Source organism: Faecalibacterium sp. 7, from assembly GCF_049562865.1.
Taxonomy (GTDB): Bacteria; Bacillota; Clostridia; order Oscillospirales; family Ruminococcaceae; genus Faecalibacterium; species Faecalibacterium wellingii.
The window spans coordinates 2,655,634-2,681,303 of sequence record NZ_CP186911.1; the positions used below are offsets into that span (position 1 = coordinate 2,655,634).

A 25,670-nucleotide genomic window follows, 5' to 3' on the forward strand; every position below is an offset into this window, starting at 1 on the left:
TTCTTAACCCTCCATAAAATTTTTCAAGATCGACCGGCCCTGCGGGGTCAGGATGGATTCCGGATGGAACTGCACCCCATAGATGGGGTATGCAAAGCGTGGACTGTATCTTCATGGCCGCTTCCCCTTTCTGCAAAAACAAAAACTCCCCCGGCTCTTCTGCCGAAGGAGTATAAACAAAACGCCCCCGACAGAAGAACTCTCTTCTGTCAGGGACGAATAAAGCTTGGCCTTTTATCCGCGGTACCACCCTGATTTCATGGGTATGACCCCATGCACTTGGCGGGATGCCAACACATCCCCGGCAACTGACGTATGCCCTCACGTTGCAGAATACTATGCGGCAAAAGCGCCGCAGTTCCCTGCACCCTCAGCGGTCCATTTCGGGAAAAGTGACGCAAAATCACGCTTTCCTTGACGAACTGTTTCCGGTCTGCTTCTCAGCTGCGCAGGCTCTCTGTACAGGCGTGGTTCGCCGTTATCTCCGCTTCAACGGTTTAGTGTATTGAATTTGGCTATATTAAACCACGGATTTTTCGTTTGTCAATACCTGTTTGCAAATTTTTCAAAATCAGCCTATGTTTGCAGTGGGTTCAGTGCTTTCGGCGGCCGTTCGTGCTGGAAAACTTCACCGCTTTTGCTGGTCTGCGGCGGCTGTGCAGCGCACTGTAATAGCCAAAGGCTGTGCCGCATAAGCCGCCCACAATGTGCATGAAGTTTGCCACATTATCATGCACAAAAATGATATCGTACACCTGCTGACCAAAGTACAGCGCTGCAACCAGCAGCATGGTGACCGGGATGCCTCCGGAAAAGCCCGCCAGCGAGGAGAGCATGATGAGCATGAACACGATGCCGGACGCGCCCAGCAGCCCCGAACGCGGGAACAGCACGCATTGCAGCACACCGGTGACCAGAGCGGTGAACACCATGCCGCACAAAAGCGGCTTGCTGCCGTACTTTTCTTCCATTGGCGGGCCAACAACGAGCAGCAGCAGCATGTTGTTCAGAAAGTGGTCCCAGCTGGCATGGCCCAGCACATGGCCGAACAGCCGGATGTAGAACAGCGGGTCCTTCAGCGAGGAGCGGTAGACACAGAACAGGTGCATGGTGCTCCACCCGTCCGTCCACTGGTCAAGGAACAGCACCAGAAGTGACAGCAGGAAAAATGTGAGGATCACAGGGGAGTTGTATTGCAGCTCCAGTTTTAATTTGACTTTTTTCATCCTCTTGTCTCCACCCAGTATTCACCCATGCTCTGGCCGGGCTGACCGGTCACCTCATCGCTGAGGTATGCACCAAGGCCGCAGTTTTCCGGCCGCCATGCAAGGGCCGCTTCCACCGTGGGGTACTCCACCTCGGCATACCAGAACTCGGTGGGCTGGCCTTCGTCCACATGGTTCACTTCCAGCACAGAACCGTCCGGCAGGGTGTAGCTGCGGCGCAGCTTCGGGATGAGAGGTTTGCCGATGATCTTGTGTTCCAGATCCTCAAACAGCGCTTTGTCGATGCTGCGCTCGATCTCCTCGCGGGCAAGGCCGCCCCCGGATTTGAAGCAGAGGATGTAGTCCGTTCTGCCGCCGGTGAGGGCTTCTTCCCGGATGCGCACGGTGGGCCGCACGCTGATATAGCCCTGCCGCATGGCAAATTCCTCTCTGAGGGGCAGCCCCTCCGGCCAGCCCTTCACCATCCATTTGCGTTCGATTTCCATAATGCATCCCTCTTTCATGCGGTTTTTTGGCATTTCTTATTTATAATAACATGATTTTGTGCTATTGCAAAATCGCCCACAAGAAAACTTTCGATTTTTCGATTGTTTTCTTGTGCTTTGTTTCTAATTTGTTACTGATTCATCCTAAAATTTATCATTCCAACAGCAAAATCGTCTCCCGCAGCTGTTCCAATGTTTTATGATTGTACACACGATTACCTACATCTTTCGACTTGTGCCCCATCAGAAGATCAATGCATTTACGGTTGGCCTTGGCGTTGTCCAGTGACGTTTCAAAGGTATGCCGCGCTTCGTGCGGGGTCTTGTCTGCGCCGATTCTGTCCATGACCTCAGCCCAGCATTCATAATACTTCTGTTTACTCAGTTTCTTACCATCTGCAGTTATCAGGTATTTATGGCCATGTTGAGCCCACGCCTGCACAAAAGGCAGGATCTTCGGATGGATCGGCACAATACGCCCCTTGCCAGCCGCTGTTTTGATGCCGCCCTGAAACGTCTTCTGCTGAAGGTCAACCTGTTCCGTCTGCATATTCAGCAGTTCCATCAAGCGGAATCCTGTGTAAAGGAACACCAGCACGGTATCGACCCACGGTTCATCCTGTATTTCCCACAGGGCAGCAATCTGTTCCGGCGTAAAGGGCATCCGGCTGGTTTCTGGAACGGGCGGTGCTGTGGTCAGCTGAGAATACATCTTACTGATGATGTCACATTCAAAGGCAAACTCATCCAAATGCCCCCACAGAACCTTGATCTGAGCCTGTGTGCTGTATCCCCTTCCGCAGTTGTCAATGCAGTCCTGCATCTGGTAGGCCCGGATGCTGCGGTATTTCATACCGTAGTATTTCTGGCAGTGCTTGAAGGCCGACTTCATCGCGCCCTGACTGGCCTGCCCCATCTTTGGCAGCTTGATCTTCGCCCAGCGCTGGTACAGGTCCACCAATGTGACCTTGTTCCGGTCGATGCTCCATGGGTTGTCGTTGTACTGAGCAAGGATGATGTTCGCCTGTTCCTCGGTCTCTGCGTAGTCGATCGGTACCTGCTTCCCATGCCCTTCGGCATCGTACACGGTAACTTTTACCACCCACGGCCGTGATCGGTTTCCCTTCAGCTTGGTTACGCAGCCATAATGATTCGGTTTTCTTCTTCCCATATTTCCACCTCAAAAAAGGTACACTTTGACAAGCCTGCCCGGAGGTGGTATCATAGTCTGTGCAGAGGTTCTCCAAAATCTACTGTACAGAGCCGTGACGCCTTCGGGCAAGCGGTTCGGAAACCTCCTTCGGTGCTGGTAACACCGGGGGAGTTTTTTTTATTTGTTTGTGCAAATCAAAATTATACTATACTTTAGCATAATTTTGATGTATAATGAACGTGAACGAATCTTTTCATTCATACACAGAAAGAAAGGTGCTATCATGTCAGAGCGTCAGAATGCCGTCGAACTTTATCTTGACGAAAAAGACTTCAAAATGAAGTTGAACGGTGTTGAAGTCCATCGCGTCAATGGCTTCTCCATCCAGTGCGATGCGGGCCATCCCCTCGCAGATATGACGCTGAACATTTCGGTGGACAAACTGAAACTCGGTTAATGGAGTTTACTCCACACATCCAGCGCCTTGTCAATGCCGCGTTCGACAGCCGTTTCGCCGTACTCGATAGCCTTCGGAAACAGATCGCAGGCACCCATCATGTAAAGGTCGATATAGCCATCATCACGCAGTTCCGCAAGCGCCTCTCTCACGTCATCCCACGGGATCCCCGGCAATGCAGCCGACACATCTTCTGATGCAAAGTATTTTGCCTGAGACTTCGGCAAGGTTTTGCGGCGCTCCGTGTATGCACGATAAAGTTTCAGCAAGACCTTTTCGGTATCTTTTGTCATCCCGTATTTTCTCCTTCTGCGCCCTCGGTGTTCCAGCACCGGGGGCGTTTTTTGTTTAGTGATTTTATTTTATAGATTCAATAACTGTTTTTTCTTTGCATTGTACTCGTCTTCTGTAATTGCTCCAATGTCCAGAAGATTTTTAAACTTCATAAGCTCATCCGCAACGCTGGATGAAGCATCCGGAACTTTCTTTATTGTTGTTCTTTCGCTAAAGATTTCTTCGCAAAGTTTCAGAACCTTGCGGGAATATGTAAAAACCGGAGACTCAAATCTTCCAAACGGATATTCCACGACAAACGACATTTTCGGATTCGATTCTTCTGTATGTGAAACCTTCTTTGCCGTGTTACCACCAACAACTGCGCCAACAGGACCTGCAACGATTCCTCCAGCGATTGATCGAGTGACGCTGCCTTTTGTCTCGGTGACAACCTTTGTATCCACTTTGACGGTATAGTCTACAAGCTCATCGAACGTAAACCACCCCGGAATTCCTGCGACCGTCATAAGTCGCTGCGCTCTGTTCACATAAGCAACCATTGTTCCCGGTTCCTGCAGATTTTCAAAGCCTTTCGCCCGCTCACGCCGGTCGTTGAAGAACTTCCATCCTTCTTTTAATTTATCAGCAGGGACAGTTTTGTAATCCATTCCAAGATCGGAAAACAAAGACCGGCATCTTTTACAGACAAAACCGTCTGAGCAAGACTCTCTGTCAAAGATTCCCATCTTCTCGCCGCAGATAGAACAATTTGCCATTGAACATTCCTCCTTTTTCATTCGAAAAAATCCAATTTTTCATTCGATTTTTGCGCAGATAATATTGCTTGCAGGACACAGCAAACAGTTGTATAATATGAGCAAATAGAACAACCACTGTTGGAGGGCCGCATCATGACACGACAAGAAACCATCAACGCCATTCTGAAACTGCTGGAAAAGGCCGATTTCCGCCAGCTGCGGCTTGTGTGGGTGTACGCAAGCCACCTGATCGGATAAGCAACCAGCCACCACGCGAGGGAAGCCTTTACGGGCTTTCCTCTTTTTTTTGCGTCAATTTTTCGGCCATACGTTCCAGCAGCTCCCAGTCCGCCGGGCTCAGGCCTGCCAGCATTTCGACAAAACGCTTTTTAAAGGTGTCGCTGTCATCCTTGGTCAGGTCAGCCAGGAAAGCCGCTACCTGCTCCGACTGGGTGTCCTGCACAAACATTTCACCCTCGCCGGTACGCAGCCACGCTTCCCGGACGCCGAACTTATCGCAGATGTCTTTAATAGTACGGTCGCTTGGGGTTCTGGAGCCATTTTCAAGCATCCATAAATAATTACGGGAGAGATTGATTCTGTCCGCAAACTGTTCCTGCGTCAAGCCTTCGCGTTTTCGGACGGCTTCGATTCTTGCGTTCATTTTGTTCACCTCCTTTCTGTTCTCTTCAATTCGTATTATATTCCGTAAATCTAACTGTGTCAACATTTATTTTTAACCTTCTTCAAAATTCAGGCTTGAAAAATCTAACAGAGTATGCTATATTGTTCTCACAAAGTTAGCAAATCGAAGCTAATCAAGTCAACAAAAAGAGGTGAAGAAGATGGATCACTCTCCCCGCACGCCGGAAGAACAGGAGCAGCTTGACAAGAAGATGTTGGAGGAAACCGAGCGATACTATGCACGCCTTGACCTGAAATACGGTATTGCTTTCGCTCTGTCCATCATTGCGCTGCTCATCAACGTCATCAACCTTTTAAGGCTGTAGCAATGGAAACAAGCAGACTCAAAACCGACAAACCAAGAGCAATGTTGGCACGCCTTTCAGTCTTTGTGAAATGCTTTTGTTCTTCCAGCGCAACACGACCACCAGCATTGATTTGATAGGTATACTCCGGATCTTCGTACTCATACCGGAACGCATCCTCATCTTCATAACGAAAAACCATATTTTTGTCCGTCAGCCATTGCATCGTTTCAAAGTTGACGGTCATGCCACACTTTCCCATCTGATAAATGGAAAAGGCTTCATCAGGATGCTCATTCAGAAAATCCAGAACCTTCAGCGTTTTTACGTCCAGCATTTTCAACACTCCTTTCTGCCCAAGTATACCGCAGAAGGGAGCACGCCACAACCCACCCGATGATGACCCGGTGGCACGGGTCGAAACCATTTCGGTGACGCAGCCGGAATGGTCGTGGGAGCCACCCACAGAAAGGAGTGCTTCGTATGGCACGTAAGAACAATTCCCTGAACCCCGCCATGTATGGCCTGACGCAGCAGGACGTGGAGCGCGTGATCCGCATTCACACCATGTGCAAGGACATGGACGAGGACGCATTTGAGCAGATGGAGACCGCTGCGGCATCCATCAATCTGGTGGCCAGCCTGAAGAAGCTGGACGGGCGGCCTGTGGCATGAAAGGAGGAATGACACATGTTCAAAGACAGGTTGAAGAAAGCCATGAAAGACCTGCATCTGAATCAGGTACAGGTTTCCGGGATGACCGGCAGATCCAGAGCGTCCATCTGTCAATATCTGGCTGGTGCACAAGTGCCGCCCGATGCCGTACAGCGCAGTATGGCTGCAGCCCTTGGGCTGGATGTCGAATACTTCACTGCGCCGGATGCGCCCCAGCACACCGATCCTGTCCCCAAACGACACGGCGGCATCCGGCAGCTGAGCCTTAAACAGGCTGCCGCCCTGCTTGGCGTTGACAAGGAAACGGTCGGCAAGGGCTTGCAGCAGGGCGTATTCCCGTGGGGGTACGGAGTCAAGACATCTGCAAACCGCTGGCGCTACATCATCAATGCCGATCGGTTTTCTCAGATCGAAGGCGTTGAAATTCAGGAAGGAGAATCCGCATGAAGATCAAATCCGGCGTGTGGTACTGGCTGGCCGTGGCCAGCGGAGCCGTGGGCCTGCTGTACGGCATGGGGCTGGAGGGCAGCTTCCAGACCGGCGGCACCGTCTCGGATGCCGGCTTCATCACGGCCATGGTGCTGATCCTGCTGGCGGTGTTCTTTGCCCGGCTGGGCTTTGCCGCCCATGACCGGGAGCAGCAGGAGCGCCGCAAGGTGCACCAGCAGCCCCGGAACACCGTAAAGAGCGGCAGGAAGGCAGGCTGAGCATGAGCGACTTCAAGACCTACACCCGCATCTGCGTGGACTGCGGCAAGGTGCTCTGCAATGTCGGACGCTCTGCTCAGCGCTGCCCCGAATGCGGCAAAAAGCACGCCAACGCCCTGAGTCTGGAATGGGATCGTCGGCGCAATGAAGAACTGCAGGCCCAGCGTCAGGGCCTTGCCGCTGAGCGCAGCAGCCTTGCCCTGCACGCCGAGGTCCGCGCTGCCGAAAAAGCCGGCCTGAGCTACGGCAAGTACATGCTGCTGAAAATGCAGGCAAACAAAAAGCCCGCCGGTGCGCCAACACCGACGAGCCCAAAGGGTGATGGAATTTGAAAGCCCCATCACCCTTGATGATATCACATCAGAAAGGATTTTACAAATGAAAGGTATTTTAGCCGAACCGGGCAAAGAGCCTGTGGTCACCACCCTGCCGGACAGCCTGTGGGCCATTGAGAACCGGCTGGGCACCCGCAGTGAGATGATCGTGCTGCCCCGCACCCCGGCGGTGCTGTTCGTGGGCCGGTACGATGGCCCCATCCAGCCCGCCAGCCTGCTGAATCGGACGTACCGGGGCCGCCAGCTTTACGGACCCATCCTCTGCTACGGCTGGAAGGGAAACAACATCCAGCCCATGAGCAAGGATGTGCAGGCCGAGATGCTGGACCGCCTCAAGGACACGGAGGTGCGGGTATGATCATCAGCCAGAACAGCAACGATGTTTACTACGCCTATACCCGTGGGCGCTTCTGGCGCTGGGACGAATCCGCACGGATCTGGAAAGAAAGCCATCTGCTGGCCCAGAAGTTCGGCAAAGCCAAGGCCGCTGAAAAACATCTGACCCCGGAAGCGTTTCTGACCAGCGACGAGTTCATCCCCATGGACGACTACGAGCTCCCGGAGCAGATGCTGACGGCCCTCAGGGAGGCCAAGCCCTGCAGGAACGCGCCCATTGACCCGGTAGAGGAAGAATCTTCCTCGGATGTTCCCGCTTCCTGTATCTGCTCTACCTGCACCTGTGGCGGGTGCAAAGAAGAATGCTTCGGAAACTGTCGCAGCTGTGGCCACCCCGTGCAGGAGTGCAACAGCTACCAGACCGAGGGCGAAAAGCATTTGACTCCCACTCACTCTGAGGATATTGCTGAACCGCTCGGCAATATCCCCGCCGACTCCAGTTTCGACTTCTCGGCTCTGGGCGACCTGTCCGAACAGGCCGTGGAGACCGATCAGCAGTTCGATCTGCACTACGGCACCGCACAGGATGAATACCTCATTTCCTGCATCTACGTTGCCAAAATGCACGCACTAACGGCCAAGGCTGGCCGCTATGGCGGCGGTACATGGACAAAGTGGTATGAGAGCAAGGGCATGAGCAAATCCAGCGTCTGGAATATGCTGCAAACAGGTGAAGGTTTTAAAGGTTCAACTGTTGAACAATTAACTTCAATCCCTGAACTTTCTCGCAAGGACCTGAACCTGATCGCCCGCTCCGGCTGTGCGGAACAGCTCACCGCAGCCGCCGGAGACAGCCAGCGGGTGAAGGAGCTGCTGGCCCAACTCAAAGCCGAAAAAGACCGCGCCGACGCCGCCGAGAAGTCCGCTCAGAACGCCCGCAAAGAAAATGCCTATTTCAAGGAGCTGGTGAAAAGCGCCGAAGCCCAGACCTCTAAGGACGCGGAAAAGCGGGAAGAAGCAGAAAGCCGCTATGAATCCGCTCTTGCCGACATCAGCGGCCTGAAAGAGCAGAACGCCCAGCTCCAGCAGAGCTACCACGATGCAGACGAGAGCCGCATTGCGGCCAACCTCCAGCGCCAGAAAGCCGAAGCGGAACGCGACAAGGCCGAAGCCCGTGCCAAGAACGCCGAGGGCCAGCTTTCCGGCTCCCGGCAGGTGGCCGAAGCGGCAAAGCTCCGGGCCGACAAGCTGCAGGAAGAAAATGCGGCCCTGAAAAAGCAGCCCATCGCCGCCGTGGTGGACGAGGAGGAAGTGGAACGCCGGGCAAACCAGCGGGCCCATGACATTGCCGAGGACTTAGCCGCCGAGATGACCGCCGACCTGCAGGCACGGCTGGAACAGGCCTCTTCCGGCAGCGAACAGGATGCCCGCGATGCCTACGACAGCATCATTCTGGCCGGACGCTCCATCACAAGCATCGTTCAGTCCGCCAAAATGCAGTTCCGCAAACTGCCGGACGACCAGCGGGAAACCGCAATCAACCAGTTCGTTCACACACTCGCATCCGCTCAAGGGGAGGTATCCGCATGTCTGTAAAGATCATGGCCTTAGAGGCCGAAAACGTCAAACGCATCAAGGCCGTTGCGCTCACGCCGTTGCCCACCGGGCTCACCCTCGTGGGCGGCAACAACAATCAGGGCAAGACCAGCGTGCTGGACGCGCTGGCGTGGGCCCTCGGCGGCGACCGCTTCCGCCCGGACGCCGCCCAGCGGGACGGGGCCGTGGCTCCCGCCCACCTCAAGGTCAGGCTCTCCAACGGCGTGGTGGTGGAGCGCAAGGGCAAGAACAGCACCCTGACCGTCACCGACCCCACCGGACGCCGCAGCGGCCAGCAGCTGCTCAACGCCTTCATCGAGCCGCTGGCGCTGATCTGCCCCGCTTCATGGAAGCGTCCGACAAGGAGAAAGCCGACATCCTGCTCCGGATCATCGGCATCGGCACCGAACTGCACACCCGGGATCTTGAGATCAAATCCTTGTACGACAAGCGCACCTTCACCGGCCAGCTGGCCGCGCAGAAAAAGCACTTTGCCGAGGAGCTGATCTCCTACCCGGACGCCCCGGAGGAACCGGTCAGCGCCTCCGACCTCATCCGCCAGCAGCAGGAAATTCTGGCCCGCAACGGCGAGAATCAGCGCAAGCGCAATCAATTCGCTCAGCTCACAGATTTGCTCGAACGGCAGAAAAAGGTGGTTGCAGACCTTGAATTTCAGTTGAGCACGGAAAAGCAGCGGCTGGCCTCGATGCAGGCCGACGTGAAAATCGCCCAGACCTCTGCCGCAGATCTTCAGGACGAATCCACCGCCGAACTGGAAGCTTCCATCCGGGACATCGAAGAGATCAACCAGAAGGTGCGGGCCAATCTGGAAAAATCCCGGGCCGAGGACGAAGCCGCCCGGTATGCCAGCGATTACGACAAGCTCACCGAAGCCATCACCCGGAAGCGGGCCGACCGCATGGCCCTGCTGAACGGTGCCGACCTGCCCCTGCCGGAGCTGAGCGTGGAGGACGGCGCCCTTACCTATAAAGGCAAGCACTGGCGGGATATGTCCGGCAGCGACCAGCTGCGGGTGGCCGCGGCCATCGTCCGCCGCCTGAACCCGGACTGCGGTTTTGTGCTGCTGGACAAGCTGGAACAGATGGACATGACCACCCTGCAGGAGTTCTCCGCATGGCTGGAAGCGGAGCACCTGCAGGCCATTGCCACCCGGGTCTCCACCGGCAGCGAGTGCCAGATCATCATTGAGGACGGCATGGTGAAGGATGCCGAAACCACCCTGCCGCCCGTCACCGAAAAGCCCCAGCAGAAAAGCTGGACGAAAGGAGCGTTTTAAATGAGTAAGTATGCAGTCACTGCCGGGGTGCAGGATTCCCCGGTCAAGACCGTGCTGTACGGCCCCGAGGGCATCGGCAAAAGCACCTTTGCCTCTCACTTTCCGGACCCCATTTTCATCGACACCGAGGGCGGCACCAAGCGGCTGAACGTCAAGCGCCTGCCCCAGCCCACCAGCTGGGCCATGTTGTTGGACGAGGTGGCCGAGGTGCGCAAGGGCAGCATCCCCTGCGGCACGCTGGTCATCGACACCGCCGACTGGGCCGAACGGCTGGCCATTGATGCCGTCTGTGCCAAGGCCAAGGTGGACGGGCTGGAGGGCTTTGGCTACGGCAAAGGCTACACCTACCTGAAGGAGGAGTTCGGCAAGCTGCTGGACGCGCTGGAAGAGGTGCTGAACACCGGACACAATGTTCTGATCCTTGCCCACGCGGCTATCACCAAGTTCGAGCAGCCGGACGCGGCGGGCAGCTACGACCGCTGGACCATGAAGACCACCAAGCAGGTGGAGCCGCTGATCCGGGAGTGGTGCGACATGCTGCTCTTCGTCAACTACCAGACCGTGGTGGAAAAGAGCGGCAGCGCCCCCAACGCAAAAGACAAGGTGACCGGCGGCCGCCGGGTCATGTACACCACCCATCACCCCTGCTGGGACGCCAAGAACCGCTTTGGCCTGACGGACGAAATGCCCTTTGATTATGCCGGCATTGCCGCCTGCATCCCCGGCACCACACCTGCGCCCGCACCGCAGCTGCGCCCCCAGCCGAAGCCCCAGAGTGCGCCGGAAGAGGACATCCTGCCCGCACCCACCCCGCAGCCGGAACCGCCCGCCGAGACGGTGCCCAAAGCCCTGCTGGTGCCCGACCTGATCGCGTTGGGCGTGCCGGAAAAGCTGGCCCCGCTCATGAGCGCCAACAACGTCACCCCGGAGGAGCTGCAGGCTGTGGTGGGCAAACGGGGCTATTTCCCCGAGGATATGCCCATCCGGGACTACCCGGCCGATTTTGTAGAGGGCTGTCTGGTGGCCGCATGGCCCCAGGTGCTCCAGATGGTGCTGGACAGCCGTGACCTGCCGTTTTGACCCTCTCACCGGGCCCGTCCGCCCTGCGGCGGCGCGGCCCCGGAGCTTCCCCGAAGGGGGGGAGCCAAGAATCAAGGAATCATTATAAAGGAGATATATTATGAACGACATGAATACCACCGACCGCGCCCTGAGTTGGGACGACGAATTTACCAACGAACAGCAGGAGTTCGTGCTCCTGCCCGAGGGCGATTACGCCTTTGAGGTCACCGGCATGGAACGTGCCCGCTTTGAGGGCAGCGCCAAGCTGCCGCCCTGCTCCATGGCAAAGCTGACCCTGAAGATCTTCGGCGGGGCCAAGGGCGACACCACCGTCACCGACCGCCTGTACCTGCACACCAAAACGCAGGGCCTGCTGGGCGCTTTCTTCGAGAGCATCGGTCAGTGCAAGCGCGGCGAGACCTTCCGCCCCCGCTGGAACGAAGTGGTGGGTGCCCGGGGCTGGTGCCGTCTGGGCATCCGGGAGTACACCAAGCAGAGCGGCCCCAACGCGGGCAAGACCGGCCAGAGCAACGAAGTCATCCGCTTTCTTCCGCCGCCCCAGCCTAAGGCCGCTCCCGCGCAGGGCTGGACACAGGGGGCGTTCTGATGGGGCAGGAACTGAGACCCTACCAGCAGCAGGCCCGTGAACGCATCCACGCCGAGTGGGAGAACGGCCACACCCGCACCCTGCTGGTGCTGCCCACCGGCACCGGCAAGACCATCGTGTTTGCGTCCGTGGCCGCCGATCAGGTGCGGGCGGGCCACCGGGTGCTTATTCTGGCCCACCGGGGCGAGCTGCTGGAACAGGCAGCGGACAAGCTGCAGCGCTCCACCGGCCTTGTCAGCGCCGTGGAAAAGGCAGACGCCACCTGCCTGAACACATGGTTCCGGGTGGTGGTAGGCAGCGTGCAGACCCTGCAGCGCACCGCCCGGCTGGAACGCTTCCCTCATGATTACTTTGGCACCATCATCATTGACGAGGCCCACCACGCCATCACCGACGGCTACCGCCGCATCCTCGACTACTTCGGCAGTGCCAAGGTGTTGGGCGTCACCGCCACCCCAGACCGGGGCGACATGCGCAATCTGGGCGAGGTGTTCGACAGCCTTGCCTTTGAATATAAGCTGACCGATGCCATCAAAGAGGGCTATCTGTGCCGCATCATGGCCCAGACCATCCCCCTGAAGCTGGACATTTCTTCTGTCACCATGAGCGGCGGAGACTACGCCGTGGGAGACCTCGGCACGGCGCTTGACCCCTATCTGGAACAGATCGCCGCTGAAATGGCCCAGCGCTGCAAGGACCGCAAAACAGTGGTGTTCCTGCCCCTCATCAAGACCAGCCAGAAGTTCCGGGACCTGCTGAACGCCAAGGGCTTTTGCGCCGCCGAGGTCAACGGCCAGAGCGCCGACCGCCGCGAGGTTTTGGCCGACTTTGATGCCGGGAAGTACAACGTGCTGTGCAACTCCATGCTGCTCACCGAGGGCTGGGACTGCCCCAGCGTGGACTGCGTGGTGGTACTGCGGCCCACCAAGGTACGCAGCCTGTACAGCCAGATGGTGGGACGCGGCACCCGGCTCTCCCCGGGCAAGACCGACCTGCTGCTCCTCGACTTTTTGTGGATGACCGACAAGCACGAGCTCTGCCGCCCGGCGGATCTGGTCTGTGAGGACCGCGCCGTGGCCCGCCAGATGACCGAAAATCTGGCCGAGAGCGGCTGCCCGCAGGACATCGAGGAAGCAGCCGTGCAGGCCAGCGAGGACGTGGTGACCCAGCGGGAGGAAGCCCTTGCAAAACAGCTGGAAGAACAGCGCCGCAAAAAGGCCAAGCTGGTGGACCCGCTGCAGTACGAGATGAGCATTCAGGCCGAGGACCTTGCCGGGTATGTGCCGGCCTTTGGCTGGGAAGCAGGCCCGCCCACCGAACAGCAGGCCGCCGCGCTGGAAAAGCTGGGCATCCTTCCGGACGCCGTGGAGTCGGCAGGCAAGGCCAGCCTTTTGCTGGACCGGCTGCACAAGCGCCGGGACGAAGGCCTCACCACCCCAAAGCAGATCCGCTGTCTGGAAAAATACGGCTTCCAGCACGTGGGCAGGTGGAGCTTTGAGCAGGCCAAACACATGATCGACCGCATTGCGGCGGGCGGCTGGCGGGGTGTGCCCAAGGGCGTTACTCCCAGCACCTACACGCCGCCCGTAGAACCGGCCTTTCCGGATAGCAGCTTTGGATGGTGATGCGAATGGAACATGAAGATGAACTCAAAGAAGCGCTGGACTTCATCTCCCCGGCCTCCCTGACCTATGAGGAATGGACGATGGTGGGCATGGCCCTGAAGGATTCCGGCCTGCCCGTCACCGTCTGGGAAGCATGGAGCGCCCGGGACGGGGGCCGCTATCACAAGGGCGAGTGTGCCAAAAAGTGGGAGAGTTTCCACGGCAGCACAAAGCCTGTCACCGAGAGCAGCATTTTTCAGCTGGCCTATTCCCACGGTTGGAGCGGCCCGGCGGGCCATGCGCTGGACTGGGGCGACGAGCTCTCTGCCGGGCCCGGTGCACAAACCGAGGGCCGCGTGGTAGATCCCGGTGGGTGGAAGCCCACGAGCTGGACTGCCCGCAGAGTGGCACCCGGCAGAGCAGATCAAGCGGTATCTGCAGGCACTTTTTGAGCCGGAGGAATACGTTGCCTACGTCACCGAGAGCTACCGGAAAGAGGACGGGCGCTTTGCCCCCAACGGCTGCTCCTGTCAGCTGACCGCCGGGCAGCTCATCATGGAGCTGGATCATTACGGCGATGATATCGGTGCTGCCCTTGGCGACTACAACCCCGAAGCCGGTGCGTGGATCTGCTTCAACCCCATGGACGGCGGAGGCCGCCGCAACGAGAACGTGACCGACTTCCGCTACGCCCTCGTGGAGTGCGACAACATGGAGTTGGGCAAGCAGCAGGCCATCATCAAGCAGCTGGAACTGCCCTGTGCCGCGCTGGTCTACTCCGGCGGCAAGAGCGTCCACGCCATCGTCAAGGTGGATGCCCCGGACTATGCCGAGTACCGCAGGCGGGTGGATTACCTCTACGCCGCCTGTCAGAAAAACGGCCTGACCATCGACCAGCAGAACCGCAACCCTTCCCGCCTTTCCCGGATGCCCGGCATCCTGCGCGGTGACAAACGGCAGACCCTGCTGGAAACGAACATCGGAAAATCCTGCTGGGATGAATGGCGTGACTGGCTGGAAGCGGAGACCGACGAGCTGCCCGAGACCGAGAGTCTGGCCGACGACTGGGAGAGCCTGCCCCCGCTGGCCGATGCCCTCATCACCGGAGTGCTGCGCAAGGGCCACAAGATGCTGCTGGCAGGCCCCAGCAAGGCGGGCAAGAGCTTTGCCCTCATCGAGCTGTGCATCGCCATCGCCGAAGGCAGGCCGTGGCTGGGCCGGTTCTCCTGCGCACAGGGCAAGGTACTGTACATCAATCTGGAGCTGGACCGGGCCTCCTGCCTGCACCGCTTCAAGGACGTGTACACCGCCCTCGGCCTGCCCCCGCAGAACCTGCGGAACATCGACATCTGGAATCTGCGCGGCGCGTCCGTGCCCATGGACAAGCTGGCCCCAAAGCTCATCCGCCGGGCCCAGAAAAAAGGCTACACCGCCGTGATCCTCGACCCCATTTATAAGGTCATCACCGGCGACGAGAACAGTGCCGACCAGATGGCAAAGTTCTGCAACCAGTTCGACCTTGTGTGCCGTGCGCTGGACTGTGCCGTGATCTACTGCCACCACCACTCAAAAGGTGCGCAGGGCGGCAAGCGCAGCATGGACCGCGCATCCGGCTCCGGCGTGTTCGCCCGTGACCCGGATGCCATGCTGGACATGACCGAGCTCACCCCCACCGATGCCATCCGGGAACAGCTCCACAACAAAGCCGCCTGCCGGGTCATCAAGGCCATGCTGGACAAGCGCGGCCATGGGGATGCCTACGGCCCGGACGATGTCCTGAGCCGCAGCCGGATGCTGACCATTGCCAAAGAACACCTTGGCCTTGCCGACCTGCGGGCCATCGATGCCGAAGTGGCCGCCGCCCAGAAGCAGGCCGACAGCATGACCGCATGGCGCATCGAGGGCACCCTGCGCGAGTTTGCCCGCTTCAACCCGGTGAACCTCTGGTTCGACTACCCCGTGCACAAGCCGGACACCGGCCTGCTGGAGGACCTGCAGCCGGACAGCGATTTCAAAACGCTGGGCAGCCGCGGTGCCGCCAAGCGCTGGGGCGATAAAGGCAAGGTGACCAAGGACAAAAAGGCCGAACTGGACACCGCCTTTGAAGCCTGCATGATGGATGGCGAAGTTACCGTCTATGCGCTGGCTGAATACATGGACCTGAAGCCCCGCACCATCAAGACGCGGCTGAAAGATGACGGACGTTTCTGGATCGATGGCGAGAAAGTGGGCCGCAAGGAGCCCGGCAGCGCAGGTTAAACAAGCCGTAATAAGTCCGATTACAATTTGTTGTAAAAATGCAGAAATAGCCGCTATTTTGCACAACACGAAAAACTGCAATTTTGCAGTTATAGCCGCTATGACTGCAGATTTTGCAGTGCAAAATAGCCTATATATAATAGCTAAAACTGCAACTGCAATTGTGATGGGGTCTCCCGAAGGATGGGGCGACCACAGCCCCCATCCATTCGGGGAACCCTCCCCATCACGTTGGCGCTAAAACCTGAAAAAAAGAAAAACGAGGTGAACCCCATGTACATGCAATTCTTTCTCCCCATGCAGCCGCCCACCACCACCCACAACGCAAAGCAGCTGCACGCCTACATGAAGGGTGGCAAACCCTGTGCCGTGCTCCACGACAGCCCGGAGCTCAAAGCCACCCGTGCCAAGCTCCACGCCCATCTGGCACCCCACGCGCCGGAAAAGCCCATCCCCGCAGGCCGTCCGGTGCGTCTGCTGGTCAAGTGGTGCTTCCCTGCCGAGGGCCGCAAAAGCGGCAGCTGGCGCACCGCAAAGCCGGACACCGACAATCTGGAAAAGGCCCTCAAGGACGAAATGACCCGCCTGCACTTCTGGGCCGATGACGCGCAGGTGTGCAGCGAGATCGTGGAGAAATTCTGGTCGGACCCCTGCGGCGTGTTCGTCCGGGTGGAGGAACTGTAATGACCTACGAAGAGAAAAAGGCATGGCTCTGGCGGTACCGGACGGCCAAGCGGTTCGAGCTGCTCAAACTGGACGAGCTGGCCACGCTGCAGACCGACGCCACCCACACCACCCAGCGCTTTTCTCCTGTGCCGGGCGGCAGCGGCGACGGACAGGCTCTGCCCCGCAGCGTGGAGCGCATCGACGAGGCCCGCCGGGCCGCTGAGGCGCAGTCTGCCGTGTGCGACGCCATCCGGGCCGAGATCATGGAGGTGTTCCGCCAGTTGGACGATGAGGTGGATTTCATGATCCTGTTCCGGCGGTACATCCTGTTGGAGGACTGGCCGGACATCGCGGTCATCGTCCGCATTTCCCGCAGCCAGATGTTCCAACGCCACAGCGCGGCGATCAAAAGACTGGAGATCAAAAGTCCGGACTGAACCGGAGCGAACCGGACTTGATAATCCTGTCAACCCCTGCTAAAATTTAAAATGCCGAAGCCCGCAGGAAAGGTCTACTCCCTTCGATCCTGCGGGCTTTGTGCTGCCCGGCTGACACAGAGGATCACCTTTCCCGACCAACAGCCTGAATGCATCAGCCGGGTTTCTTTGTTATATCCCGCCGTTCGGATCTTCCGGGCGGCTTTTTGATTTTACGGCAAGAGAGGTGGTGACGTGGCCAACGAAGAAAATCTCATCCCGTTCAACGAACGAACGGAGAGCGAACAGAGACAGATCGCCCAGAAGGGCGGCATTGCTTCCGGTGTGGCCCGCCGCCGCAAGCGCAGCATGAAAGAAGCGGCGGACTACTATCTCAGCCTGCCGGAGACCGACCGCCGCCGGGTGAATGCCCTGCTGCGGGATGAGGTGGACAATGAGGACATCGACAATCAGATGTCGGTGGTCATGGGCATTACGGAAGCCGCCAAGCGCGGTGATGCCCGTGCCGCCGGGGTGCTGCTGAAGATGCTTGGCGAAGAGACCGTGCAGGAGGACCCGGCCGCCGATGCACTGGAAGCTGCCCGCAAGCTGCTGGGAGGTGTAGACAGTGCCATTGACTGAGTTTCAGCAGGAGTTCCTTCGCAATTGCTCCCACCGCTGGAACGTCAAGACTGGGGCCACCCGCTCCGGCAAGACCTATCTGGACTGCGCTGTTACCATCCCCAAGCGCATCTGCGCGGCCCGGGACGAGGGCCTTTGCGTCATGCTGGGCAACACCCTCGGCACGCTGGAACGCAACGTGCTGGAGCCCATGCGGGCCCTCTGGGGTCCGGAGCTTGTGGGCGTAGTGCGCACCTCGGCGTCCGGCAACATCGTGCAGCTGTTCGGCCGCAAGGTGTACGTGCTGGGTGCCGACAACAAAAAGCACATTGCCCGCATTCAGGGTGCAGCCTTCGAGTACGCCTATGGGGACGAGATCACCACATGGGACGAGGGCGTGTTCCAGATGCTCAAGAGCCGTCTGTCCTGTCCGCACAGCCATTTTGACGGCACCTGCAACCCGGATAACCCCCAGCACTGGTTCAAGCAGTTTCTGGACAGCGACGCGGACATCTACTGTCAGGCCTACACCATCGACGACAACCCCACTCTGCCGCCGGAGTTCGTGGCTCAGCTGAAAAAGGAGTACGCGGGCACGGTCTACTATAACCGCTTCATCCTCGGCCAATGGGCTGCAGCGGGCGGCATCATCTACCGGCCCTTTGCGGACAGCATTGCCGCCGGGGATGGGCGTTTCCTCTGGCCTGCGGACAAGCCCTGCCGCCCGTGGCGCATCCACATCGGGGTGGACTTCGGCGGCAATGGCTCCCGCCACGCATTCGTGGCCACCGGCATCCTGCCCTACTACGCGGGGGTCGTGGGTCTGGCATCCGCCCGCATCGACCCGAAGGATCAGGACGCTGACTACCTCGCCGCGCAGCTCATTGAGTTCTGCACCGCCGTGTTCGCACGGTACGGCGAGATCCACTATCTTTTCTGCGACAGCGCCGAGCAGACGCTGATCAACCACATCCGCACCCGGCTGCGGGCCTGCCCGCTTTCCTGGCTGGCCGACCGGGTGCAGAACAGTGCCAAGATCCAGATCATCGACCGCATCCGCCTGACATCCATTCTAATGGGTGGCGGGCGCTTTTGGTATATGCCGGAGGCTGCCACCTTGCGGGATGCCCTTGCCGCCGCCCTGTGGAGCCAGAAGCACCCCGGCGTGGATGAACGTCTGGACGACGGCACCACCGACATTGACACCCTCGATGCCTTCGAGTACACCATCGAGCGCGATTACAGGAGACTGACTGCAAGATGAACGTTTCTGCCTTTATCGAACACCTGAACAAAACCAGAAATCTGCGGCTGGATGCAGACTACTACGGCAATATCGAAATCTGGCGGCAGTGGTGGAAGGGTGACGTGCCCGACATCCACGACCAGAAAGAGGACGCCCCGGACGGCAGCGTCATCTCGCGGCGTCTGGCTTCCCTGCGGATGCCGAAGCACGTCTGCGAGGACTGGGCAAACCTGCTGCTCAACGACAAGACCACTCTCCAGATCGGCGATGCAGCCACCTCTGCCTATCTGCTGGGCAGCGATGAACAGCAGACCGGGGGCCTTTTGCGGCAGCTGCATTTCTGGGAGAACGCAAACCGGCTGGTGGAGCAGGCCTACTGGTCGGGCACCGGCGCTTTTGTGATGAGCGTGGAGAACCTGACGGTGGATGCCTCCGGCAACGCTCTGCCTTCGCCGCAGGGGCGCATCCGGCTGGACTACGACCCAGCCTGCTGCATCCTGCCCATCAGCGTGGAGCGCGGCGTTGTGACCGAAGCGGCCTTTGTGTCCGAGTGCATGATGGGCGGCAAGCCTGCCGTCTACCTGCAGACCCACACGGTCAGGAACGGCAGCCGCACCATCACCAACGAATGGTTTGAGGTGACGGACGATATCTCCGGCACGCCGAAATTCGCGAAAGCCAAGACCCCGCCGGGCATGGTGGAGAGTATCACGGTCAGCGGCTCACCGGCATGGTTCAGTCTGTTCAGCCCGGCGGCTGCCAAGAACATCGACGGCGGCATGGGGCTGGGCATGAGCATCTTCTCCGAGGCGCTGGACGCGGCACAGATGGTGGACTACGCCTTCGACAACTACCGGCAGGACATCCGCCTCGGCGGCAAGAAGATCTTCTATGACCGCTCCCTGTGCCGCAAGTGGGTGGACAAGGAAGGCACCGAGCACGCCGTGCCGCCGGATGCCGTCCACCGGCAGGTCTTCTACGAGCTGCCCACGCCGGAAGGCGGCATCGACCAGCCCGCTGCATGGCGGGAGTATAACCCCGACCTGCGCACGGCCTCCAACCATCAGGCGGTGCAGGACGCGCTGGACATGATGAGCTTCAAGTGCAAACTGGGCTGCCACCGCTATAAGTTCGATCAGGGCAACGTGACCACCGCCACCGAGTACACCGGCAGCCGTCAGGATCTGGTGCAGAACGCCAACAAGAACCAGATTCCCATCGAGACGGCACTGATCGGCATCCTGCGTGCCATGCTGTGGGCGGCGAAGAACCTGCTGGACGCGCCGGCAGACCCGGAGACCAGCATTTCCGTCAACTGGGACGACAGCTACATCGTCAGCGAGGCCGAGCGCACCAGCCAGCTGCGGGAGGATGCTCTTTCAGGCCTCGTGCCTCGCTGCCGGTACCTCTCCGCCCGGTACAGCCTGAGCGAGGAGGAAGCCCACCAGTGGACGGCAGAGGCCAAGGCAGACAGCCAGTCCGAAGAGCAGATCACCTTCGGGGGTGCCTGATGCTGCCGCCGTCTTACCTCGACCAGATGCCGGATGCCTTTGTGCAGCTCTGGCAGCGGGTCGAAGAACAAGTCCTGCAGGACGTTGCCCGGCGCATCGGCAAGATGGACGCCGTGACCCCCACCGCAAACTGGCAGCTGTGGCGCTACCAGCAGACCGAGGCGCTGCGCAACGACGTGGTGAAGCTGCTGGCGAAGTACACCGGCAAGAGCGAGGCCGCCATCCGCAGGCTGCTTTTGCAGGCCGCCACCGAAGCCATGGAGCGGGAGGATGCCATCTATTACCACTACAGCAAAGAGCCGCAGCCCTTTGAAGAGAGCGCTGCCCTGAACAATTTGTTAGACGCCGGTGCGCGGCAGACCTGCGGCACATGGCAGAATCTCACGGCCACCACGGCAAACACCGTCACAGGCGCGTTCGAGCGCACGCTGGACGCCGCATGGCTCAAAGTGAGCACCGGTGCCTTTGACTACAAAACCGCCGTCAAACAGGCCGTGGACAGCCTTGCAGACGACATGCCCATGGTCACATACCCCAGCGGCCACAAGGACAGCATCGAGGTGGCCGCCCGCCGTGCCGTGCTCACCGGCGTCAACCAGACGGCGGGCAAGCTGCAGGTGGCCCGCATGGACGAGATGGGCTGCGAATTTGTGGAGACGACCGCCCACGGCGGTGCCCGTCCTTCTCATGCAGAATGGCAGGGCAGGCGCTTCCACCGGGGCGGCGCGGTGGACTACAAGGGCAGGCACTACCCGGACTTTGAAGCCGCCACCGGCTACGGTACCGGCGCAGGCCTGTGCGGCTGGAACTGCCGCCACACCTTTTTCGCGGTGTTCCCGGAGCTGGGCGACCCGCCCCAATGGACGCGGGAGCAGCTGCGGGAGCTGAACGCCCGGGACATCGAGTGGAACGGCAAAAAGTACACCGCCTACGAGATATCCCAGATGCAGCGGACCCGGGAGCGGAACGTCCGCCGCTGGAAAAAGCGGTATCTGGCCGAGGATGCTGCCGGGCTGGATGCCACCGACGCCGCTGTGCGCCTGAAGGCCGCCCGCCAGAGCCTTGCAGAGTTTGCACAGGCCACGGGTGGCCGTGTGGACAGCGCCCGCACCAGCGTGCCGAAGTTTGGCAGGAGTGAAGTCAGTAGGGCAAGTGCAAAATCTCAGGCGCATCACACCGACTGGCTCAAGTCTATCAATGCGCAGAGTACCAGCCTGAATACCGTTGCAAAATATTATGATGCACGGTATAATAATACCGAAGAATATCGGTTGCTGATGCAATATGCCAACAGCGTAAAAAGTGGCTGGCTTTCGCCGCTTGCAGGTTTTGACCTGTACAAGAGTACGCACGAGCGCATCCAGACCGAGCTTGTGGGCAAGACTACTGCGGATGGTACTGTTATTACTGGACATACCGCCCATTTCATGGAGCGTATGTTCGGCACATTGGTCGACCCCGATAAGTTAAAATATGACCTTAAAATCATCCGGCGAAGCGGTGTTGGCTATGAAGCCATGCGTGATACCGTTTTGAATCCTGAGCGCATCAACCCTGTAAAAACGGATTCAAGAGGAAAGCGAAGCGTGCGCCTTATTGGCAAAGCGATCGTCACGATAAACCCAGACACGGGACAGCTGATTCAGCTGAATCCAAGGAGTGAGCAGAAATGACCTTTTGTTTTGAAGATTTAGATACTGATTCCAAGGAGTTTTTGAAGAAGCATGTTCCCAGCGCTGTAAACTGCAGGAGTGTGGACGAGCTTCTTTTGGAGCTTGATGATTTCATCACATCGACCTTTGACGAGAATGACGAGCCGACAGCTCTTTCTCGTGAGGGCGAAGCAGTGTATGACAGAATCTACTGTTGCACGCCGTAATTCATAACATCAACTGAACCACGATGCACACGCACCGTGGTTTTCTTTTACCCATTTTTCAGGAGGCACACTATGGTTACTACGGTTCTTGTTGTTTTGACGATCCTTGCGCTGCTGGAGATCGTTCTGCTGAACGGTGCCCGGCTGTTCTTCATGATTGCATCCGCCGTGCAGCAGGCACAGGACGACAAATACACGCCGCACCCGCACCCCAAAAAGTAACACCGGCTAAAACACCCCTGTTTTAGTCGATATCAAGCACGATGCAGTTTGCACCGTGCTTTTTTCATGCCGTTTTAGCTCATGTTGGCAGAGCACCGGACTTTTAATCCGGGGGCGGCGGGTTCAACTCCCGCAAGCGGCACCATGCGGCGGGCGGCGCGTACCCCGCCCAAGACCGGATAACTGACAGAGAACAGTGTAAAAAACTGAGGTCTCACACACGAAAGGAGTTTCCACCCATGAAACGTGAAGACGTGAAGAACAAGATTCCCGGCATCACTGACGAACAGCTGAACTGGATCATGCAGGAGAACGGCGCAGACATCAACCGGGAGAAGTCTGCAGCCACCGCCCTGCAGACCCAGCTGGACAACGCAAACGCCCAGCTCAAGACCGCACAGGACGGTCTGAAAGCCTTTGACGGCGTGGACGTGGCAGGCCTGCAGGAGCAGGTCACCAAGCTGAAGGCCGACATGAAGGCGCAGGCCGAGGGCTTTGCCTTTGACAACGCGCTGGACACTGCCATCCTGGGCAGGAAGGGCCGCAGCGTCAAGGCAGTGCGTGCTTTGCTGGATCTGGACGCCCTGAAGGGCTCTGCCGACCGCAGCACCGACATTGCAAAGGCGCTGGACGATGCCGCAAAGGCCAACCCATGGGCGTTCGGCGAGGACGGCGCAGCCGGTGTGGCTGTGGTCTCCACCGGCGCCGAGCACGGTGCCCCGCCCGCCAACGAGAGCGATGGTGTGGAAGCCGCTTTCAAATCCCTGAACCCTGAACTGAACCTGTAACAACGAAAGGAGATTTCTATGGCACATGCAAGTCAGGAGCGTTACTCCGCTCTGGTGGATGCAAAGCTGCGTGCGACTCTGGTCACCCGCGACAATACCATCTTCAACAACCGCTATGAAGGCAGCCCCAAGGCCGGTAAGGTCAAGATCCCTGTCCGCGACACCGAGGTGGCCGTCAAGACCTACGACAAGGCCAACGGCGTGGATGCCGATGCAGGCACCACCACCTATCTGGATCTGGACATCGACAACGACGAGGCCGTGAACGAGATCATCGACGGCTTCGACGCTGCATCCGTGCCCGACGGCATCACCGCCGAGCGTCTGGACAGCGCAGGCTACTCCATGGCTCTGTCCATCGACAAAAAGTCCATCGAGGCACTGCAGAGCGCAGAGGATGCCAACGTCAGCGCCACCAAGACCGCCTGCACCGCTTCCACCGCCTACAAGGAAGCTCTGGCCGCAAAGCGTACCCTGAGCCGCAACGGCGTGCCGCAGGCCGGCCGCTGGATGATCGTCAGCCCCGAGTATCTGGAGAGTCCTCATGCAGGACGACCGCTTCATCAAGCAGGGCGATTTGTCCCAGCAGCTGGTGCAGACCGGCGCGGTGGGCCAGATCGCGGGCTTTGCGGTGTACGAGTCCAACAACATGGATTTTGAGAACACCACCCGCGTGGCCAGCAAGAAAACCACCACCGAGTTCATCTGCGGCCACCCCAACTGGTGCCACCGCGTCATGGAGTGGCAGACCCCGGTGCACCTGCAGGATCTGGGCGGTTCCGGCAAGTACATCGGCGCATCCGCTGTGCAGGGGCGCAAGGTGTACGGCATCAAGGTATCCAAGCCCAAGACCCTGTACATCAAGCGCATCGAGGCGTAAGGCCATGCTCTACTGCACCTATGACCAGTATGCGGCGGCGGGCGGCACCGTGCCGGAAGCCGCTTTCGGCGTGCTGTGCAGCCGGGCTTCCCGCATGATCGATGCCGCCACCTTTGGCCGGGCGGAGAGCCATGCTGCCGGGTGCGAGGCCTGCCGGGAAGCATTGGCGGACGCCTGCGCCCAGATCGTCGGCCTGCTGGCCGCTGCATCTGCGGCGGGTGCTGTGCCGGGTGCTGCCAGCGTCTCCAACGACGGCTACAGCGTCACCTTTGGCAGCAATGCCAGTGTGACAGCAGCCACCCGGCAGGAAGCCTATGAGTCCTCCGCACCGCGCTGGGCAGTGACCCGCACGGCCTGCTGTACAGGGGGATTTTGTGATGCAGACAGCCGTTACTGTGGTGAACCTCATCCACGATGTGACCACCGAGACAGACAGGCCGGTGTGCTGGGTGTTCCCCGGGTGCTGCTGGCGGGAATGCCGCTCCACCTCCGGCTCCGGCACCGCCAAAGACCCGGAGCGCACCACCCACATCCGCATCCCGGCCAGCGTGTGTACGGCGGGCTACCTGCCCTATGCCCAGTGGGCGGCGCTGTCTGCGGCGGAAAAGACCAAGCACTGGACCCTGAAACGCGGCTGGAAGCTGGTGCAGGGCGCGGTGCCTGCCTTGACCGCCGAAGAGTATGCCCGGCTTGAAAAAACGCACCTGTGCTGCACAGCGGCGGCTGTCTCGGACGACCGGGAGCCGCTGCTGCCCCACTGGCATGTGGAAGGGAGCTGATCGCATGAGCGCACCGGTTTTTGATTTCAAGATCACGTTCCGGCCCGGCTTTCAGGCCGACATGGATGCGCGGTTCGCAAAGCTGCAGTTTGCCTTTTCACAGAAAGTGGCGGCAACGGTAGACCCCTATGTGCCCTTTGACACCGGCATGCTGAAGAACAGCGTGAATCAGGCATCCGACTTCAAGGAAGGTCTGCTGGTGTACAATACGCCCTATGCCCGCAGGCAGTATTATCTGCATGAACAGGGCAAGGGTCTGCATGGTGAGAACGGCCTGCGCGGCTCCTACTGGGGCCAGCGGGCCATTGCCGACCACAAGGACGAGCTGGAAAAGTTTGCCCATGATGCTGCAAAGCAGTTTCTGGGAGGGAACAAATGAGAGAGACCGTAAAGCCCACCATTGCCGCCCTGCGGGCATGGCTCAAGACCTGCCCGCTGATCGCCGACGAGCAGGAAGCCACCGGAGCCGCTTTCCGCATTGCGGGGCTGGAAGAAGAATCCACCGCCTTTTCCATCGAGGACAGCCCCGGTGACCCCATCCTTACCGAGTACATTTCCGGCTGGGAAATGGCGAAGAATTACCTCTTTCTGTCTCGCCGGGAGTACAGCGAGGTGGACGCCGTCAGCATCCAGAACAGCGGCTTTTTTGAGCAGCTCACCGAGTGGGTCATGCGGCAGGACGCCCGGCACAACCTGCCCGACCTCTCGGCCTGCGGCTGGGGCAAGACCCCCACCGGCATTGCCGTGACGTCCAGCGGCTACATCGTCACAAACAGCGCGGGCAGCTGTAAGATGCAGCTGCAAATGCGCCTGACCTACTACATGCCCAAATGACCAAAT

At 59.0% G+C, this 25,670-nt stretch carries 38 protein-coding genes and 1 tRNA gene; 30 read left to right on the plus strand and 9 right to left on the minus strand.

Annotation, left to right across the window (positions count from 1 at the left end):
• Positions 1-3 precede the first annotated feature (3 nt).
• The 4 genes from ACKXF7_RS13210 to ACKXF7_RS13225 all read right to left on the minus strand — a co-directional run bounded on the left by ACKXF7_RS13210 (position 4) and on the right by ACKXF7_RS13225 (position 2,882).
• Positions 4-84, minus strand: a complete 81-nt coding sequence (locus ACKXF7_RS13210; RefSeq protein ID WP_339394926.1) for a glutamine amidotransferase-related protein — start codon at positions 82-84, stop codon at positions 4-6.
• Between the two features lie 509 nt (positions 85-593).
• Positions 594-1,226: a rhomboid family intramembrane serine protease gene (locus ACKXF7_RS13215; RefSeq protein ID WP_423741554.1), complete on the minus strand. Its 633-nt coding sequence runs from the start codon at positions 1,224-1,226 to the stop codon at positions 594-596.
• Positions 1,223-1,711 (minus strand): CYTH domain-containing protein, encoded by a 489-nt coding sequence (locus ACKXF7_RS13220; RefSeq protein WP_423741555.1) that lies wholly within the window; start codon positions 1,709-1,711, stop codon positions 1,223-1,225. The genes ACKXF7_RS13215 and ACKXF7_RS13220 overlap by 4 nt, the downstream gene beginning before the upstream one ends.
• A gap of 154 nt (positions 1,712-1,865) precedes the next feature.
• On the minus strand, positions 1,866-2,882 hold the full coding sequence (locus ACKXF7_RS13225; protein WP_423741556.1) for a tyrosine-type recombinase/integrase: 1,017 nt from the start codon (positions 2,880-2,882) through the stop codon (positions 1,866-1,868).
• 265 nt (positions 2,883-3,147) lie between these two features.
• Between ACKXF7_RS13225 and ACKXF7_RS13230 the strand changes: the two genes are divergently transcribed.
• Entirely contained in the window at positions 3,148-3,321 is a 174-nt protein-coding gene (locus tag ACKXF7_RS13230; protein WP_418266345.1) for a hypothetical protein, read from the plus strand.
• Here ACKXF7_RS13230 and ACKXF7_RS13235 read toward each other — a convergent pair.
• The 3 genes from ACKXF7_RS13235 to ACKXF7_RS13245 form a co-directional block, all read right to left on the minus strand.
• Entirely contained in the window at positions 3,318-3,614 is a 297-nt protein-coding gene (locus tag ACKXF7_RS13235) for a hypothetical protein (RefSeq protein WP_097775523.1), read from the minus strand. The two genes, ACKXF7_RS13230 and ACKXF7_RS13235, sit on opposite strands and share 4 nt — an antisense overlap.
• Before the next feature lie 69 nt (positions 3,615-3,683).
• Positions 3,684-4,373, minus strand: coding sequence for an SHOCT domain-containing protein (locus ACKXF7_RS13240; RefSeq protein WP_423741557.1), 690 nt, complete (start codon positions 4,371-4,373; stop codon positions 3,684-3,686).
• 268 nt (positions 4,374-4,641) lie between these two features.
• Entirely contained in the window at positions 4,642-5,019 is a 378-nt protein-coding gene (locus tag ACKXF7_RS13245) for a helix-turn-helix domain-containing protein (RefSeq protein ID WP_423741558.1), read from the minus strand.
• Positions 5,020-5,200: 181 nt separating this feature from the next.
• Between ACKXF7_RS13245 and ACKXF7_RS13250 the strand changes: the two genes are divergently transcribed.
• Complete coding sequence (locus ACKXF7_RS13250; protein WP_423741559.1) at positions 5,201-5,365, plus strand: hypothetical protein; 165 nt, start codon at positions 5,201-5,203, stop codon at positions 5,363-5,365.
• On the opposite strand, the gene ACKXF7_RS13255 is transcribed toward ACKXF7_RS13250, so the two are convergent.
• Positions 5,346-5,681: a hypothetical protein gene (locus ACKXF7_RS13255; protein WP_423741560.1), complete on the minus strand. Its 336-nt coding sequence runs from the start codon at positions 5,679-5,681 to the stop codon at positions 5,346-5,348. The genes ACKXF7_RS13250 and ACKXF7_RS13255 overlap by 20 nt on opposite strands.
• A gap of 146 nt (positions 5,682-5,827) precedes the next feature.
• On the opposite strand from ACKXF7_RS13255, the gene ACKXF7_RS13260 reads away from it, so the two are divergent.
• The 25 genes from ACKXF7_RS13260 (at position 5,828) to ACKXF7_RS13380 (ending at position 24,051) form a co-directional block, all read left to right on the plus strand.
• Positions 5,828-6,019 (plus strand): hypothetical protein, encoded by a 192-nt coding sequence (locus ACKXF7_RS13260; RefSeq protein ID WP_418266350.1) that lies wholly within the window; start codon positions 5,828-5,830, stop codon positions 6,017-6,019.
• A 15-nt stretch (positions 6,020-6,034) separates the two neighbouring features.
• Positions 6,035-6,466 (plus strand): XRE family transcriptional regulator, encoded by a 432-nt coding sequence (locus tag ACKXF7_RS13265; protein WP_371292905.1) that lies wholly within the window; start codon positions 6,035-6,037, stop codon positions 6,464-6,466.
• Complete coding sequence (locus tag ACKXF7_RS13270) at positions 6,463-6,726, plus strand: hypothetical protein (RefSeq protein WP_423741561.1); 264 nt, start codon at positions 6,463-6,465, stop codon at positions 6,724-6,726. Before ACKXF7_RS13265 ends, ACKXF7_RS13270 begins: the two co-directional genes overlap by 4 nt.
• A 2-nt stretch (positions 6,727-6,728) precedes the next feature.
• Positions 6,729-7,058 (plus strand): hypothetical protein, encoded by a 330-nt coding sequence (locus ACKXF7_RS13275; RefSeq protein WP_423741562.1) that lies wholly within the window; start codon positions 6,729-6,731, stop codon positions 7,056-7,058.
• 46 nt (positions 7,059-7,104) lie between these two features.
• Positions 7,105-7,419, plus strand: a complete 315-nt coding sequence (locus ACKXF7_RS13280) for a DUF3846 domain-containing protein (protein WP_423741563.1) — start codon at positions 7,105-7,107, stop codon at positions 7,417-7,419.
• Positions 7,416-8,993 (plus strand): hypothetical protein, encoded by a 1,578-nt coding sequence (locus ACKXF7_RS13285; protein WP_423741564.1) that lies wholly within the window; start codon positions 7,416-7,418, stop codon positions 8,991-8,993. The genes ACKXF7_RS13280 and ACKXF7_RS13285 overlap by 4 nt, the downstream gene beginning before the upstream one ends.
• A complete protein-coding gene (locus tag ACKXF7_RS13290) occupies positions 8,984-9,499 on the plus strand; it encodes an AAA family ATPase (protein ID WP_423741565.1) in 516 nt (171 codons plus the stop codon). The genes ACKXF7_RS13285 and ACKXF7_RS13290 overlap by 10 nt, the downstream gene beginning before the upstream one ends.
• On the plus strand, positions 9,433-10,290 hold the full coding sequence (locus ACKXF7_RS13295; RefSeq protein WP_423741566.1) for a hypothetical protein: 858 nt from the start codon (positions 9,433-9,435) through the stop codon (positions 10,288-10,290). The genes ACKXF7_RS13290 and ACKXF7_RS13295 overlap by 67 nt, the downstream gene beginning before the upstream one ends.
• Positions 10,291-11,370, plus strand: a complete 1,080-nt coding sequence (locus ACKXF7_RS13300) for an ATP-binding protein (RefSeq protein WP_423741567.1) — start codon at positions 10,291-10,293, stop codon at positions 11,368-11,370.
• Between the two features lie 100 nt (positions 11,371-11,470).
• Positions 11,471-11,959, plus strand: coding sequence for a DUF669 domain-containing protein (locus ACKXF7_RS13305; RefSeq protein WP_423741568.1), 489 nt, complete (start codon positions 11,471-11,473; stop codon positions 11,957-11,959).
• Complete coding sequence (locus tag ACKXF7_RS13310) at positions 11,959-13,584, plus strand: DEAD/DEAH box helicase (protein ID WP_423741569.1); 1,626 nt, start codon at positions 11,959-11,961, stop codon at positions 13,582-13,584. Before ACKXF7_RS13305 ends, ACKXF7_RS13310 begins: the two co-directional genes overlap by 1 nt.
• Positions 13,585-13,589: 5 nt before the next feature.
• Positions 13,590-14,015: a PriCT-2 domain-containing protein gene (locus ACKXF7_RS13315; protein ID WP_423741570.1), complete on the plus strand. Its 426-nt coding sequence runs from the start codon at positions 13,590-13,592 to the stop codon at positions 14,013-14,015.
• Positions 13,933-15,822, plus strand: a complete 1,890-nt coding sequence (locus ACKXF7_RS13320; protein ID WP_423741571.1) for an AAA family ATPase — start codon at positions 13,933-13,935, stop codon at positions 15,820-15,822. Before ACKXF7_RS13315 ends, ACKXF7_RS13320 begins: the two co-directional genes overlap by 83 nt.
• A 273-nt stretch (positions 15,823-16,095) precedes the next feature.
• Positions 16,096-16,506 (plus strand): RusA family crossover junction endodeoxyribonuclease, encoded by a 411-nt coding sequence (locus ACKXF7_RS13325; RefSeq protein WP_423741572.1) that lies wholly within the window; start codon positions 16,096-16,098, stop codon positions 16,504-16,506.
• The gene (locus ACKXF7_RS13330; protein WP_423741573.1) at positions 16,506-16,925 is read left to right on the plus strand and encodes a hypothetical protein; all 420 of its coding nucleotides are present in this window, start codon (positions 16,506-16,508) and stop codon (positions 16,923-16,925) included. The genes ACKXF7_RS13325 and ACKXF7_RS13330 overlap by 1 nt, the downstream gene beginning before the upstream one ends.
• A gap of 234 nt (positions 16,926-17,159) precedes the next feature.
• Positions 17,160-17,546 carry a hypothetical protein gene (locus ACKXF7_RS13335; RefSeq protein WP_423741574.1) on the plus strand — a complete coding sequence of 129 codons (387 nt, stop codon included), beginning with the start codon at positions 17,160-17,162 and terminating at the stop codon, positions 17,544-17,546.
• The gene (locus ACKXF7_RS13340; protein ID WP_423741575.1) at positions 17,533-18,789 is read left to right on the plus strand and encodes a phage terminase large subunit; all 1,257 of its coding nucleotides are present in this window, start codon (positions 17,533-17,535) and stop codon (positions 18,787-18,789) included. The genes ACKXF7_RS13335 and ACKXF7_RS13340 overlap by 14 nt, the downstream gene beginning before the upstream one ends.
• On the plus strand, positions 18,786-20,282 hold the full coding sequence (locus ACKXF7_RS13345) for a hypothetical protein (protein ID WP_423741576.1): 1,497 nt from the start codon (positions 18,786-18,788) through the stop codon (positions 20,280-20,282). The genes ACKXF7_RS13340 and ACKXF7_RS13345 overlap by 4 nt, the downstream gene beginning before the upstream one ends.
• On the plus strand, positions 20,282-21,955 hold the full coding sequence (locus tag ACKXF7_RS13350; protein ID WP_423741577.1) for a phage minor capsid protein: 1,674 nt from the start codon (positions 20,282-20,284) through the stop codon (positions 21,953-21,955). The genes ACKXF7_RS13345 and ACKXF7_RS13350 overlap by 1 nt, the downstream gene beginning before the upstream one ends.
• Complete coding sequence (locus ACKXF7_RS13355) at positions 21,952-22,161, plus strand: hypothetical protein (RefSeq protein ID WP_423741578.1); 210 nt, start codon at positions 21,952-21,954, stop codon at positions 22,159-22,161. The genes ACKXF7_RS13350 and ACKXF7_RS13355 overlap by 4 nt, the downstream gene beginning before the upstream one ends.
• Before the next feature lie 72 nt (positions 22,162-22,233).
• Positions 22,234-22,383 carry a hypothetical protein gene (locus ACKXF7_RS13360; RefSeq protein ID WP_423741579.1) on the plus strand — a complete coding sequence of 50 codons (150 nt, stop codon included), beginning with the start codon at positions 22,234-22,236 and terminating at the stop codon, positions 22,381-22,383.
• 68 nt (positions 22,384-22,451) lie between these two features.
• Positions 22,452-22,528, plus strand: a tRNA-Lys gene (locus ACKXF7_RS13365).
• Between the two features lie 94 nt (positions 22,529-22,622).
• Positions 22,623-23,171: a phage scaffolding protein gene (locus ACKXF7_RS13370; RefSeq protein ID WP_423741580.1), complete on the plus strand. Its 549-nt coding sequence runs from the start codon at positions 22,623-22,625 to the stop codon at positions 23,169-23,171.
• A gap of 18 nt (positions 23,172-23,189) precedes the next feature.
• The gene (locus tag ACKXF7_RS13375; RefSeq protein ID WP_423741581.1) at positions 23,190-23,831 is read left to right on the plus strand and encodes a hypothetical protein; all 642 of its coding nucleotides are present in this window, start codon (positions 23,190-23,192) and stop codon (positions 23,829-23,831) included.
• Entirely contained in the window at positions 23,749-24,051 is a 303-nt protein-coding gene (locus tag ACKXF7_RS13380) for a hypothetical protein (RefSeq protein ID WP_423741582.1), read from the plus strand. The genes ACKXF7_RS13375 and ACKXF7_RS13380 overlap by 83 nt, the downstream gene beginning before the upstream one ends.
• An 18-nt stretch (positions 24,052-24,069) precedes the next feature.
• Here ACKXF7_RS13380 and ACKXF7_RS13385 read toward each other — a convergent pair whose 3' ends face one another.
• Entirely contained in the window at positions 24,070-24,300 is a 231-nt protein-coding gene (locus ACKXF7_RS13385; RefSeq protein ID WP_423741583.1) for a hypothetical protein, read from the minus strand.
• A 128-nt stretch (positions 24,301-24,428) separates the two neighbouring features.
• On the opposite strand from ACKXF7_RS13385, the gene ACKXF7_RS13390 reads away from it, so the two are divergent.
• The 3 genes from ACKXF7_RS13390 to ACKXF7_RS13400 are packed head-to-tail and all read left to right on the plus strand — an operon-like array spanning position 24,429 to position 25,664.
• Positions 24,429-24,830 (plus strand): hypothetical protein, encoded by a 402-nt coding sequence (locus tag ACKXF7_RS13390; RefSeq protein ID WP_418266370.1) that lies wholly within the window; start codon positions 24,429-24,431, stop codon positions 24,828-24,830.
• Between the two features lie 4 nt (positions 24,831-24,834).
• Positions 24,835-25,209, plus strand: coding sequence for a minor capsid protein (locus tag ACKXF7_RS13395; protein ID WP_423741584.1), 375 nt, complete (start codon positions 24,835-24,837; stop codon positions 25,207-25,209).
• Complete coding sequence (locus tag ACKXF7_RS13400) at positions 25,206-25,664, plus strand: hypothetical protein (RefSeq protein WP_423741585.1); 459 nt, start codon at positions 25,206-25,208, stop codon at positions 25,662-25,664. Before ACKXF7_RS13395 ends, ACKXF7_RS13400 begins: the two co-directional genes overlap by 4 nt.
• Positions 25,665-25,670: the final 6 nt, after the last annotated feature.